This window comes from Herbaspirillum sp. GCM10030257 (genome assembly GCF_042666555.1).
Taxonomy (GTDB): domain Bacteria; phylum Pseudomonadota; class Gammaproteobacteria; order Burkholderiales; family Burkholderiaceae_D; genus Noviherbaspirillum.
Window position 1 is genome coordinate 1 of the sequence record NZ_JBHTDH010000027.1, and the last position, 13509, is coordinate 13509.

Sequence of the window (13509 nt, forward strand, 5' to 3'; positions counted from 1 at the left end):
CGTGCCGCTTCGGTCTTGAATTCTTCTGTGTACTGCCGTTTCGGTACTGACTTCTCTTCCATCGCTTCCTCCGTACAAACAAGAAATTATCAAATTTCCTGCTGTACGTGAAATCGGGGCAAGGTCAATCTTGATCGACCCCATCAAGCTGGCCAGCCGACCGGTGGTTTCCCAATCCATGTCATTCGTCAGCCCGTACATCAGGCCAGCCCTGAAAGCATCGCCACAGCCGGTCGGGTCGACGATGTGCTCGGCCGGCACGCACGGAATGTCGATGCGCTTGCCGCCGGTGAAGATTTCCGCACCCAGTTCGCCACGTGTCACGATCAGCGCGGACAGGCGCTGGGCGATCTGTTCGAACGACAGTCCGGTACGCTCGGTCAATAGTTCTCCTTCATAATCATTGACCGCCACATATGTAGCCAGTTCAATGAACTGTTTCAGGTCAGCACCGTTAAACATCGGTAAACCTTGACCTGGATCGAAAATCAGCGGGATGTTCAAATCGGCGCAATCCTTTGCATGCTGCAGCATACCGTCACGGCCGTCCGGTGCGACAATCGCCAGTTTCACTGCGCCCACGTCGGCGACCTTGTTCTCGTGCGACCGCGTCATCGCGCCGGGATGGAAGGCAGTAATCTGGTTACCGCCGGCGTCGGTCGTAATAAATGCCTGCGCCGTATAGGTGTCGTCGATCGTGCGGATACCGCGGCGCGAGATCTGCAAGCGATCCAGACGCTCCAGATAGGGCGCCGCATCCTGGCCGACGGTGGCCATGATCAGCGGGTCACCACCCAGCAGCTTGAGGTTGTAGCCGATATTGCCAGCACAGCCACCAAACTCTTTGCGCATTTCCGGGACCAGGAAGGATACGTTGATCTTGTGCAGCTGGTCCGCCAGCAGTGCTTCGGAAAAGCGCCCGCCAAACAGCATGATGGAGTCAAAAGCGAGCGAGCCGCAGATAAGGGATGTCATGGTGGTGATCTCAATGGAATAGAAAATGGACCGAAGTCTTATGCCAATTCTGACCTGTAAGGTAACGGATGGAATCGATAGAACTTTTTACTGGCACGCCACCGGATGGATCAATAGCGTTGCTGTTAACGAAGAGTGCGACGCAGACAGGCGGAAAAAGACGCGATTTCATCTTGCGTTATGGGTTGGTATTGGCATCAAGGGTAGAACAGGTAGACCCGGTAGCCTGCAGCCTTGAGCTGCGACAATTCGAAATACAGTTTCAGCGGTTGTTCAGAGTTAGCGGCGAAACCGCGTTCCAGCTCCTTGCTGGATGCAAGATACTCGCGTGGCATGAATACCCGACGCGCGAGCGGCTTTTCGCTCGTATCGTTAAGCGTCAGCTCGATGCTCGGCCATGCCTGCGCAACCATACTATGATTGCGAAGCAGCACCGTCAGGCTGAAAGTATTCGAATCCGGTGCCAGCGTTTGCAATTCGCTTGAATCGATTGAGACCGAATCAATCTGCGCCGGCAAGCCTACCTGGCATCCGCTACGCTCGCAGGCGGCCGCGAGTACAGGTTGTGCCTGTGGAAGGCGGGCGGCGATCTGGTTGCGGAATATATAAGCAGCCTGTGCAATCAGTACGCCGAGCAGCAAGGCTGAAGCCGTACCCATGAATATGGTCAGCGCCCGTCCGATTGTTTCGCGGCGTCGCGCCTGTCGGACAAATCCCGGTTCCTCATAGTCGGCCGCATCGGCCTGATCGAGCGCATCGCCGTCTTTTTCCAGTGACGCATCGGGCTTGCGCCGCCACGGCCGCGTCTGCAGGTCATCGATGGCCTGTTCTACAAAGTCATCTCCGGTGTCGTTTTTCCGGTTGCTATCGGCAGGCTCATCGGCGGAAGGTTTGCGCGGCACATGCGCAATGTCCATCAGCGTCATGCGCAGCAAGGGATCGTCTTTCTGTCTTGCAGCGCCCGTCGTGGTGATGGGATTTTGGATGCCAGCCGTGTCGATTGTGGCGGAAGGGGGTGCTTCCGCTTCGGTGTGTTCGCCTGTACCAGAGCCAGTCGGAGAATGATCCGGCATGATTTGTTTTCCCGCGTCGGAGGATGGTACGCTGGCAACTGAAGGAACTGAAGCGGGCGGTCCTTCTGAATCGGTCGAGGCAGGGCAAACTGGAGCCGTCGTACCGGAGGGCGTTCCGGACAATGTGGCAGGCGTACCCGCAGGTGCTTGCGTCGATGCAGGCGTGGTAGCGCCATCGGTTCCACCAGCAGCAAGCTCTTCCGGCCGGAGCAGGTTTTCTATGCCATTGAAAATCTGCTTGCAGGAGCCGCAGCGGACCAGTCCGGCCCGCAGTTTAAGTTGGTCATGCGCGACCCGGAATGTCGTATGGCAATGCGGACACTGGGTTGCGAGAGCCATTGCTGTTAAAGTTTGGCGGCAGACTGGCCAGCCAGGACAACCCAGCCGTCATGTTCAGCCCATACTGCCATCTTGATGAAGGGCGCATAGGCGGCAGCGACTTCATCAGCTTGTCGGGTCAGGATGCCGGATAACACCAGCATGCCGCCGGGAGCGACGCGCGATGACAGCATCGGTGCCATCAGCTTCAGCGGACTCGAAAGGATGTTGGCGACGACGACGCCATAGGCTTGCGGATGCGCTGCACCGGCAAACTCCTCAGGCACGTAATAATCGATTTCGCAGTGATTACGCTCACTGTTGTAGCGCGCGGATTCGATTGCCTGCGGATCAATGTCCACACCGACCACTTCCGCCGCGCCCAGTTTTTTGGCCACCATGGCCAGGATGCCCGAGCCGCAGCCGTAGTCAAGCACAGTCGAAGCTTGCGGCGGATGCGCTTCAAGCCATTCCATGCACAGGCGCGTAGTGGGGTGACTGCCGGTGCCGAACGCCAGACCAGGATCCAGTTCCAGTACCAGGCCGTTCGGGTCCGGCGCATCGTGCCAACTGGGTACGACCCAGATATTCTTGCCAATATGGATGGGGTCGAACTGCGATTGGGTCAGCCTGACCCAATCCTGTTCCGCAACGGGACGCAAGGTAAATTGCGGTACCGGAGCAACGCCGCAAGCTACAGCGGCGTCAGCCACGATCGCAGCGTGGTCGGCTTCTTCATCAGCGAGTGCAACGACGCGACTGTGTTCCCAGGCGGCTTCGGTCGGCTCCATGCCGGGCTCGCCGAACAGCGGACGTTCGGCTTCCGTGCCTTCATCAGCGTCTTCCACCGACACCGAAAGCGCACCCGCTTCCATCAATGCGTCGGACAGCGCCTCCGCATGGTCGCGTGCAACTTCGATGACGATTTCAGTCCAGCTCATGGTCTTCCTTGTTTACTTCCCACCCTTGGCCAGTGCCTTGGGCAAATCGGGCTTCGCAGCCAGTTTCTGTTCCAGATAATGGATGTTGGTGCCGCCTTCAAAGAAGCGTGCGTCCACCATCAGTTCCCGGTGCAGCGGGATGTTGGTCTGTATGCCTTCGACCACCATTTCGGACAAGGCGATCTGCATGCGACGGATTGCTTGTTCGCGGGTAGCGCCGTAGGCGATCACCTTGCCAACCATGGAATCATAGGTCGGTGGCACGAAGTAACCGGCATAAGCATGCGAATCGACACGAATGCCCGGACCGCCGGGAGCATGCCACGAAATGATTTTACCCGGCGACGGAGTGAACTTGAATGGGTCTTCCGCATTGATGCGGCACTCGATCGCATGGCCGGACAGCTCAATATCACGCTGCCGAAAACGCAGCTTTTCACCTGCGGCAACACGGATTTGCTCCTGCACCAGATCAACGCCGGTAATCATTTCTGTGACCGGATGTTCCACCTGGATACGGGTATTCATTTCAATGAAATAAAACTCGCCGTTTTCATAAAGGAATTCAAATGTACCTGCACCGCGATAACCGATCTTGCGGCAGGCTTCCGCACAGCGGTCGCCGATACGTTCGATCAGCTTGCGCGGAATGCCGGGTGCCGGTGCTTCTTCGATCACTTTCTGGTGCCGGCGTTGCATCGAGCAGTCGCGTTCGCCTAGCCAGATGGCATTCTTGAATTCATCAGCGAGGATCTGGATTTCCACGTGACGCGGATTCTCCAGGTATTTCTCCATATAGACTTCGGGATTGCCGAAGGCTACGCCGGCTTCGCTCTTGGTCATGGTGACCGCATTGAGGAGCGCAGCTTCGGTGTGCACGACACGCATGCCGCGCCCGCCACCGCCACCGGCGGCCTTGATGATGACTGGATAACCGATCTTGCGCGCGATACGGATGATTTCCTTCGGGTCTTCCGGCAAAGCGCCTTCCGAACCGGGAACGCACGGTACGCCGGTCTTGATCATGGCCTGCTTGGCGGACACTTTGTCACCCATCAGGCGAATCGATTCCGGGCGCGGACCGATGAACACGAAACCGGATTTTTCGACACGCTCGGCAAAGTCAGCGTTCTCGGACAGAAATCCATAGCCGGGGTGGATTGCTTCAGCGTCGGTCACTTCCGCGGCGCTGATGATCGCCGGCATATTCAGATAGCTCAGCGATGATGGTGCCGGACCGATACAGACCGATTCATCGGCCAGCTTGACGTACTTGGCTTCGCGGTCGGCCTCGGAGTGGACGACAACGGTCTTGATGCCCATTTCGCGGCATGCACGCTGAATGCGCAGCGCGATTTCACCACGATTGGCGATAAGAATTTTTTCGAACATGGCGGTTGAGTTACGTTGTGATGCGTTGGTTTGCGTGCAGGAGCTGTCTAGTGGTGTGGCCGGCAAGCGGGAGCCGGCCGCGAAACGCTTAACCGATCACAAACAGGGGCTGGCCGAATTCCACCGGCTGGCCATTCTCAACCAGGATTTGCTTGATCACGCCGGAAGCGTCGGCGTCGATTTCATTGAGCAGCTTCATTGCCTCGATGATGCAGAGGGTATCGCCTTCCTTGACGGTGGCACCGACTTCAACGAAAGCAGGGTTGCCGGGAGCGGACGCACGATAGAAGGTGCCAACCATCGGCGACTTGACAATATGGCCTTCCGGTTCCGGTGCAGCGGCCGGTATGCTGGCTGCTGCTGGCGTTGCGGCGGGAGCAGGGGCCGACAGCGTCTGTTGCGGCATCGACTGCGGCTGCATCATCACGACCTGGCTTTGCGGTGCTCCGGAGGATTTGACGATACGGACTTTGCTTTCGCCCTCGGTGACTTCGAGCTCGGCGATGTCTGATTCGGCGACGAGGTCGATCAGCGTCTTGAGTTTTCGTAGATCCATATGAAATCCCTCAGAATAGTATTTTTATTGCAATTGGAGCCGCCACGATTATAAGTGTTCGCGGCGAGATAGAGAAAATTAAAGCTTTTTAAGTGCGAAATCGATTGCGGCACGATAGCCGTCGACCCCCAGACCACAGATCACGCCGACGGCGACCGCTGATAGATAAGAGTGATGACGGAATTCTTCACGCCTGTGAATATTAGAGATATGCACTTCAATGAATGGGATGGCGACGCCGGCCAGCGCATCGCGCAGCGACACACTGGTGTGTGTGAGGCCGCCCGGGTTAATGACGATGCCGTCCACGCCTTCGGCCCGTGCGGCGTGAATGCGGTCGATCAGCTCGCCCTCATGGTTACTTTGAAAGCAGGTAAGAACGGCCCCGGCAGCCGCGGCTTGTGCGGCTGCTGCTTGCTCGACATCAGCAAGCGTGGTCGATCCATAGACCTCTGGTTCACGTGTGCCCAGCAGATTCAAGTTCGGGCCATTGACCAGAAGAAGCTTTTTTGCCATGGGAGTTCTGACTCCGTTTGACGAGGATGGCGCATTTTGCCGCCAAATGATGCCGATTGGCAAGGAAAAAGATCAGGCAAGCACTACAGCTGTTCAAGGTCCTTGCGCAATTCATCCATTTTCAGACGTCCGAGGTAGGTCTTTTTTACTTGGCCGTCGCTGCTCACCAGCACTGTAAACGGCAGTCCGCCAGCCTGATTGCCCAATCTCCGGGACAGCTCGCTACCGCCCATGCCACCCACATAGATTGGATACGAAATCTGGTATTTGGAGACAAATTGGGCGATGTTGGATGGAGAATCGATTCCAATGCCTAAAATCTGCACTTTTTTGCCGGCATTGAGTTCGCTCTGCAACGCAGACAATTCCGGCATTTCCTCGACACAGGGGGCGCACCACGTTGCCCAGAAATTGATGACCAGCGGCCTTCCCTTCCATTGCGACAGCGCTTGCGTCTTTCCAGATGCATCGGCCATTGATTCGGCGAGTAGAGCATTTACGGCAGACGCTTCGGCCGGTGCCGGCGAGGTTTGCCGATCGCCCAAATACACCCCAATTCCGGCAAACAAGACGGCAACTACGGCAAACAAAGCTATATTTTTCTTCATTCCTCTTCGCTTTCTGCGATCAACGCACGCACCGATTCGGTATCGGCGCGCGTTATTCTACCGTCAGACGACACTTTTATTGCGCCACGCAAATCATCGGTCTCGTACAGGCTGAGATGAACTCCCTCGTTGTGCCACATAAAGCTGACCGTTTCGACGGGTTCCCCGCGTCCCTTGAAGTGCGGCGTCTCGGAAACTTCAAAATCAACATTTTTGTTGATCAGGAAGATTTCGACGTCTTTGGCACTTTCCGCAAAAAGCTGCAGGTGAATGTCTGAGTGCTCGCCTGCGGTGCCGTTGAGCACGGCCCCGGTCAGATATGGCGAGAAACCGGCCAGATCGGTCATGAGGCGCAGGGCAAGTTTGCGCAAATGCAATAAGCGCTCCGGCTGAGTGTCGGCAAAGAACAACTCGTTATATATACGTACTTCATCCTCGATTTGGGCGTTGTCGGGCATGTATTCGCCCCGCACCTTGGTATTTCCGAGGACTTGTTTGGCGGCCTTACGCTTGGCGGTTCCATAATCCGCGCCATCCTCGGCGATCAGGCGGGCGGCGGCCGCGGCGATTTCCGCACGCAGCATGTCGATATTGCTTGTGAAATTGCTCATGGTGTCGATGATACTCCCTAAGGCAGGCGGTCGCCGGTCAGGTAAAATTCCGGATTCGCCGAATCCTGCCTGATTGGACCGATAGAAGTCGGACCTTTCTCCAGGCAGGCCGGTCAGATCTCTCTTTCATTTGAAACAGCACAATGCATATCCACATTCTCGGCATCTGCGGCACCTTCATGGGCGGACTCGCGGTGCTGGCAAAAGAAGCCGGCCATAAAGTTACCGGTTGCGACGCCAACGTTTACCCGCCGATGAGCACCCAGCTACAGGCCCAGGGAATTGAACTTATCGAGGGTTTCGCGCCTGATCAGGTCAACCTGCAACCGGATCTTTTTGTTATCGGCAACGTGGTGTCGCGTGGCAATCCTTTGATGGAAGAGATTCTGAACCGTGGTTTGGCCTATGTTTCAGGTCCGCAATGGATAGGAGAACATATCCTGCGCAATAAATGGGTGCTGTCGGTCGCCGGCACGCACGGCAAAACCACTACGTCGTCCATGCTGGCGTGGATACTGGAAGATGCCGGTTACGATCCTGGATTCCTGATCGGTGGCGTGCCAATGAACTTTGGCATTTCGGCGCGCCTGTCCGGCAAGGGCAAGGAGTCGTCATTTTTTGTTATCGAAGCTGATGAATACGACACAGCCTTCTTCGACAAGCGCAGTAAGTTCGTGCACTACCGGACCAAAACCGCGGTGCTGAACAACCTGGAATATGATCACGCGGATATTTTTCCGGATCTGGGTGCCATCGAAACCCAGTTCCACCATCTGGTTCGCACCGTGCCTGGCGTCGGCCGCCTGATCGTCAATGGCCGTGAAGAATCGTTGCGCCGCGTCGTCGCACGCGGATGCTGGAGCGACAAGGAATGGTTCGGTACGGATGCCACGAATGTCACAGACGCTACTGGGAACGCTGCAGGCTGGGCGCTGAAGACGCATGAGGATGACAGTTTTGATGTGATCTTCAATGGTGCACTTCAGGGAACCGTGAACTGGTCGTTGACAGGCGAACACAACCGCATGAACGCGCTGGCCTCGATTGCCGCTGCCAGGCATGTCGGCGTGACGCCGGCCGTGGCCATCGAGGCATTGCAGAAATTCGAGAACGTCAAACGGCGCATGGAAGTGCGCGGTCGGGTCAAGGACATCACGGTCTACGACGATTTCGCCCACCACCCGACCGCAATAGCCACCACAGTGGCTGGCCTGCGCAAGAAAGTCGGCAATGCTCGCATCCTCGCAGTGCTCGAGCCGCGTTCCAATACCATGAAGCTCGGCACGATGAAGGAAGCCTTGCCCGGCAGCCTGACCGATGCCGATCTGGTGTTCGGCTACGGCGCAAAGGCAGGCAAGGATGCGCTCGGCTGGAACTTGTCCGAAGCGCTGGCGCCACTAGGCCGGAATGCCACTGCTTATGACGAGCTTGATACGCTGGTGCAGGCCATCACCCGGGCGGCGCGCCCCGGTGATCATGTGCTGGTCATGAGCAATGGCGGTTTCGGCGGCGTGCATCAAAAAATTCTCGACGCCCTCGCGCAATGATCCTGTACCTGCACGGTTTCCGTTCGTCGCCGCTGTCATTCAAGGCACGCATGCTGCAGCAGCGGATGACAGAGCTCGGGCATGCATCCGAGTATCAGTGCCCCCAGCTGCCGGCATCCCCGCGTGAAGCGATTGCCCTGGCGGAGGACATTGCGAGCAAGGAAACATCCCAGTCTCTGACGCTGATCGGTTCATCGCTTGGCGGGTACTATGCGACCTATCTTGCGGAGCGGTTGGGATGCAGGGCGGTGTTGCTGAATCCGGCGATTACGCCGCCGCGCGATCTGGAAAAGTATGTCGGCGTGATGACGGCTTACCATTCCGACGAACCTTTCGAATTCAAGCGTGAATATATAGACGAGCTGAAAGCGCTGAAGGTAACGGAGGTGACGCATCCTGAACGTTACCTGCTGGTCGCTGCGACCGGTGATGAAGTGCTTGACTGGCGCGAAATGGTTGCTCATTATCCCGCCTCCCCGCAGATCGTCATCGAGGGCAGCGACCATGGCATCTCCGATTTTGCCAAATATCAGGACGAGGTACTGGCCTTTTGCGGCATTGAGACAGGAAACCGTCAGTGAAGCCGCTCAAGGTAAAACATGCACACTGGTGCGCGCATGTGAATGGTGTTTTTCCATCGCCCGTCATGCGTGACTGGCTGTCGGATAACGGTTCGCTCACACGCAAGCTGACTTCGCATAGCCGCCAGTTTCGGGTCGAGCGTTTGCACCAGAAACAGTCCAAGTGTCTCTCCGATGAGTTCCGCCTGATCGGACTGACTCGTCAGACCAGGGTGCAAGAGCGCGAAGTGCTGCTGCGATGCGATGAACTGCCAATCGTGTTTGGGCATACCATAGTACCGACAGGCGCAACGGCGGCGGACTGGCCTTTTTTCGGCACACTCGGCAATCGTTCGCTGGGAACAACATTGTTCGGTGATCCGCGTGTTGTGCAGGGAATACTGCAATACGCACGCCTGCATCTGCAGCACCCGCTGGCGCGCAGGGCGGGCATGGCAATTGGCAAGGAATTCACGGCGCCGCTGTTCGCGCGACGCTGCTTGTATCGAAGAAAGAAGGGCGTATTGCTGGTCACGGAGTTATTCCTGCCCGCACTGTCCGACCTCACGTCGCATTCGCGCCCAGGCGCGCGGCTTAACGAATCAACACGCTGAAAAGCGAAGCATCCATGAATCTATTCTTTGAAGAGTCCGGCGATTTCAAGGCCGGCACGGTACTTTCCCAGCAAGGTGAGGCATACCAGGTTGAATTGCAGACCGGCAAACGCACCAAGGTCAAATCGCGCGATGTGCTGTTGCAATTTTCCTCGCCTGAGCCGGAGCAATTGCTGAGCGATGCCAAGACAGTGGCGGACGAGATCGACCTCGATTTTTTGTGGGAGGTGGCTGGCCAGGCAGAATTTGGATTCACGGAACTCGGCGCGGAATACTTTGGCCATGACCCCAAACCGCACGAAGCAGCCGGCCTGTTGCTACGCTTGCACCATGCGCCTGTCTATTTTTACAAGAAAGGCAAGGGGCGTTACAAGGCGGCGCCGGAAGAGTCATTGAAAGCTGCGCTGGCCGGTATCGAAAAGAAAAAGCAGCAAGCGCTGATACAGGTGCAATACGTGGAAGAACTGAAGGCCAATCGCTTGCCCGAGGCGTTCAAACCTATTGTCATGCAACTATTGTTCAAGCCGGATAAGAACAGCATTGAATACAAGGCGCTGGAAGCAGCATGCTCGGAATTGCACACATCTCCACAGCGCCTGATGCTGGCGGTCGGCGGTATTCCATCGCCGAAACTGTTGCACCTGACGCGCTTTCTGCATGAATACTTTCCGAAAGGGACCGGTTTTCCCGCCATTGCCTTGCCGCAGGTGCCGACACTTCCGGTGGCTGATGTCCGTGCCTTTTCGATTGACGATGTGACCACCACTGAGATTGACGATGCCTTCTCCATCGTGCCGCTCGGCGACGGCAGGATCCGTGTCGGCATTCACATTGCCGCACCCGGCCTGGGAATCAAGCGCAATGATGCCATCGACGCGATTGCACGCCAGCGCCTGTCGACCGTTTATATGCCGGGGGACAAGATCACCATGCTTCCGGATGAACTGGTTGAAGCATTCACGCTGGGCGAAGGCCGCACTTGTCCCGCACTGTCCTTGTATGCAACTCTTGATACGAGCGACTGGTCGGTGATCTCCACCGAGACCAAGGCCGAAGCGGTACCGATTGCTGCCAACTTGCGTCACAACGATCTCGACGCATTGGTGACCGAGGAGACACTTGCCGCTGGCAGCGGCGACTATGCGCACAAGGACGATATCGCTTTGCTATGGCAATGGGCTCAAGTGTTGGAAAAAAGCCGCATGGCCAAACGTGAAGCATTTGGTCTGAAGCCTGAACAAACCAATCGTGTCGATTTCAATTTTTATGTTGTTGACGATGTTGTCAGCATCGTACGCCGCAAGCGCGGCGCACCACTCGACAAGATTGTCGCGGAGCTGATGATTTTTGCCAACAGCACTTGGGGCAAGCTGATGCACGACCATGGCGTGCCCGGGATTTATCGCGCTCAGGGTGGCGGCAGTGGCGGATGGGCAGCAAAAATGCAGGTACGCATGGTGACCCACGCGGCGCCGCACCAGGGACTTGGCGTCGACCAGTATGCATGGAGCACGTCGCCGCTACGCCGCTACACCGACCTCGTCAACCAATGGCAGATTCTCGCATGTGTCGAGCACGGCGTTACCGCGCCTCTGGCTGCGCAGTTCAAGCCCAAGGACGCCGACCTGTTCGCCGTGGTCTCCGCGTTCGACGCAGCCTACAGCGCGTATGCGGATTTCCAGGGCAATATGGAACGCTACTGGTGTCTGCGCTGGCTCGCTCAGGAAAACATCCGCCATGTCGAAGCAGTGGTGCTGAAAGATGAAGTGCTGCGCCTGGTTGATATTCCATTAATCATCCGTCTGCCGGGCATGCCGCAAGCCGCGCGCGGCACGCAGGTCCGGCTCGAACTGATTCGCTGGGATGAAGTCGAGCTCACCATCGAAGCGCGTCTGCTCGAAATGGCAACAGGTTCACCCGAGGATGCCGAAGAAGTCGAGGCACCCGATGACGAAATCGCTACAACCGAGACCGAAGCTGGGGCCGAGTCTGTTTCCGAGTGAAAAAGTCCGGCAAACAAGGCCGGGCTTTATCGTAAAATCCTAGGCTTCTACAACCGCTCGTTTCCTGCCGCGTGAAGCTACTATTACCTGATAACCGTACCCTGACGATTGCCATTGCGGCATCGGTGCTGGTGCACGGCGCGCTGCTGGCAGTGCGGTTTGCTGCGCCGGATTCCTTCAAGTTCAAACCGGCGGACCCGGGCCTCGAAGTCATCCTCGTCAATGCCAAGCATGACCGCAAGCCAGTCAAGGCAGAGGCGCTTGCCCAGGCCAACCTGGATGGCGGCGGGAATGCCGACGCCGGTCGTTCGAAATCACCGCTGCCCGACATGCGTCGCAGCGAAGACGGCGACGGCATGAAGACCATGCAAAAGCGCATTGAAGAACTGGAACGCCAGCAGCGCATGCTGGCCCAGATAAACAAGAAATCGCCGCTTGCCACCGCACCGACCAAGGATCGCAACAATCCGCAAGACAACCCGACACGTCCCGATGCCGCCGATGCCAGCGAAAGCGCCAAAGAAATCCTGCGGCGTGAAGCCGAGATTGCCAAGCGCATCGAAGATGAAAACAAGCGTCCGAAAAAAACCTTTATCTCACCGAGCACGCGTGAAGTCGGCTATGCGATGTACTTCAACAGCGTGCGCCAGAAAATCGAAAAGCTCGGCACCACCAACTTTCCGCAAAAGGATGGCCGCAAGCTGTATGGCGAATTGACGCTGTCGATTTCCATCTTCCAGGACGGCAGCATTTATGCAAAGGACAAGGATGAAGGCGTGACGGTCGAGCGTTCGTCCGGCAATCCTTCGCTTGATGAAGCGGCGCGCCGCATCGTGCGCCGCTCGGCGCCATTCGGCGCATTTGCCAAGAACATGCGATCGAGCGGCAAGGACGATGTCTGGGTAATGACGACACGCTTCAAGTTCACGCGTGACAACGAACTCGAAACCAATCTGCAGGGAGGAAGCAGTTGAGCCCGTCGCCAGAGCGTTACGGTGTGATCGGCAATCCGATCGCGCATAGCAAGTCACCGGACATCCATGCGGAATTTGCCCGGCAAACCGCGCAGCACATGGTGTACGAGCGCATACTCGCGCCGGTCGATGCCTTCGCGGCTAGCGTTCACGGATTGATCGTGCAGGGCTTCAAGGGCGCGAATGTCACCGTGCCGTTCAAGCTGGACGCACATGCGCTTGCGACCACCCTCACGGAACGTGCGCAGGCTGCCGGCGCCGTGAATACCCTGAAGTTCGATGGCGACCGCATCATCGGTGACAACACCGATGGGGTCGGTCTGGTTACCGATATTGTGGTCAATGCAGGAGTAGCCTTGCGTGGTCGCCGGGTCCTGTTGCTCGGTGCCGGAGGCGCAGCGCGCGGTGTCATTCTTCCCATTCTGGCAGAGTCGCCGGAACGACTTGTCATTGCCAATCGCACCGTCTCGAAAGCGGAAGAACTGGTTGTACAGTTCACAGCGAACGGAAAGGTGTCCGCTAGCAACTTCGGGGCATTGCATGAACCCTTTGACGTAGTGATCAATGCCACCTCCGCCAGCCTGTCCGCAGACTTGCCGCCTGTTGCCGTCGAAGTGTTCGGTGCTGGCTCGCTGGCCTACGACATGATGTATGGGAAGGAGCCGACGGTATTCATGCAGTTCGCGTCCCGCCACGGCGCATCGGTGCGCGATGGCTTGGGCATGCTGGTCGAGCAGGCGGCCGAGTCCTTCATGCTCTGGCGTGGCGTACGTCCCGCAACAGCTTCTGTATTCGCGGCATTGCGTTCCCGGCTATAAGCA

Annotated in this window: 14 protein-coding genes; 6 read left to right on the forward strand and 8 right to left on the reverse strand. The window is 57.3% G+C overall.

The annotated features are described in order from the left end of the window. The 8 genes from ACFQUU_RS24350 to ACFQUU_RS24385 all read right to left on the reverse strand — a co-directional run. The coding region (locus tag ACFQUU_RS24350; protein WP_382250717.1) for a carbohydrate kinase family protein at window positions 1-975 on the reverse strand (975 nt) is incomplete at its 3' end. Window positions 976-1172: 197 nt separating this feature from the next. Beyond that, window positions 1173-2387, reverse strand: coding sequence for a DUF3426 domain-containing protein (locus tag ACFQUU_RS24355; RefSeq protein WP_382250718.1), 1215 nt, complete (start codon window positions 2385-2387; stop codon window positions 1173-1175). 5 nt (window positions 2388-2392) lie between these two features. After that, a complete protein-coding gene (gene prmA / locus ACFQUU_RS24360) occupies window positions 2393-3307 on the reverse strand; it encodes a 50S ribosomal protein L11 methyltransferase (protein WP_382250719.1) in 915 nt (304 codons plus the stop codon). 12 nt (window positions 3308-3319) lie between these two features. Then, window positions 3320-4699 (reverse strand): acetyl-CoA carboxylase biotin carboxylase subunit, encoded by a 1380-nt coding sequence (gene accC / locus ACFQUU_RS24365; protein WP_382250720.1) that lies wholly within the window; start codon window positions 4697-4699, stop codon window positions 3320-3322. A gap of 88 nt (window positions 4700-4787) precedes the next feature. Continuing rightward, complete coding sequence (gene accB, locus ACFQUU_RS24370; protein WP_382250721.1) at window positions 4788-5255, reverse strand: acetyl-CoA carboxylase biotin carboxyl carrier protein; 468 nt, start codon at window positions 5253-5255, stop codon at window positions 4788-4790. Window positions 5256-5333: 78 nt separating this feature from the next. Beyond that, on the reverse strand, window positions 5334-5771 hold the full coding sequence (gene aroQ, locus ACFQUU_RS24375; RefSeq protein ID WP_382250722.1) for a type II 3-dehydroquinate dehydratase: 438 nt from the start codon (window positions 5769-5771) through the stop codon (window positions 5334-5336). Window positions 5772-5854: 83 nt separating this feature from the next. Next, entirely contained in the window at window positions 5855-6379 is a 525-nt protein-coding gene (locus ACFQUU_RS24380; RefSeq protein WP_382250723.1) for a redoxin family protein, read from the reverse strand. After that, window positions 6376-6963, reverse strand: a complete 588-nt coding sequence (locus tag ACFQUU_RS24385) for a hypothetical protein (RefSeq protein ID WP_382250724.1) — start codon at window positions 6961-6963, stop codon at window positions 6376-6378. Before ACFQUU_RS24385 ends, ACFQUU_RS24380 begins: the two co-directional genes overlap by 4 nt. A 170-nt stretch (window positions 6964-7133) precedes the next feature. Here ACFQUU_RS24385 and mpl point away from each other — a divergent pair, with 170 nt between their 5' ends. The 6 genes from mpl to aroE all read left to right on the forward strand — a co-directional run bounded on the left by mpl (window position 7134) and on the right by aroE (window position 13506). Further along, window positions 7134-8537, forward strand: a complete 1404-nt coding sequence (gene mpl / locus ACFQUU_RS24390) for a UDP-N-acetylmuramate:L-alanyl-gamma-D-glutamyl-meso-diaminopimelate ligase (RefSeq protein ID WP_382250725.1) — start codon at window positions 7134-7136, stop codon at window positions 8535-8537. Beyond that, the gene (locus ACFQUU_RS24395) at window positions 8534-9118 is read left to right on the forward strand and encodes a YqiA/YcfP family alpha/beta fold hydrolase (protein WP_382250726.1); all 585 of its coding nucleotides are present in this window, start codon (window positions 8534-8536) and stop codon (window positions 9116-9118) included. Before mpl ends, ACFQUU_RS24395 begins: the two co-directional genes overlap by 4 nt. After that, window positions 9115-9711, forward strand: coding sequence for a chorismate--pyruvate lyase family protein (locus ACFQUU_RS24400; RefSeq protein ID WP_382250727.1), 597 nt, complete (start codon window positions 9115-9117; stop codon window positions 9709-9711). The genes ACFQUU_RS24395 and ACFQUU_RS24400 overlap by 4 nt, the downstream gene beginning before the upstream one ends. 14 nt (window positions 9712-9725) lie before the next feature. Continuing rightward, window positions 9726-11714 (forward strand): ribonuclease catalytic domain-containing protein, encoded by a 1989-nt coding sequence (locus tag ACFQUU_RS24405; RefSeq protein ID WP_382250728.1) that lies wholly within the window; start codon window positions 9726-9728, stop codon window positions 11712-11714. Between the two features lie 71 nt (window positions 11715-11785). Further along, window positions 11786-12688 (forward strand): energy transducer TonB, encoded by a 903-nt coding sequence (locus tag ACFQUU_RS24410; protein WP_382250729.1) that lies wholly within the window; start codon window positions 11786-11788, stop codon window positions 12686-12688. After that, window positions 12685-13506, forward strand: a complete 822-nt coding sequence (aroE, locus tag ACFQUU_RS24415; RefSeq protein WP_382250730.1) for a shikimate dehydrogenase — start codon at window positions 12685-12687, stop codon at window positions 13504-13506. The genes ACFQUU_RS24410 and aroE overlap by 4 nt, the downstream gene beginning before the upstream one ends. Window positions 13507-13509: the final 3 nt, after the last annotated feature.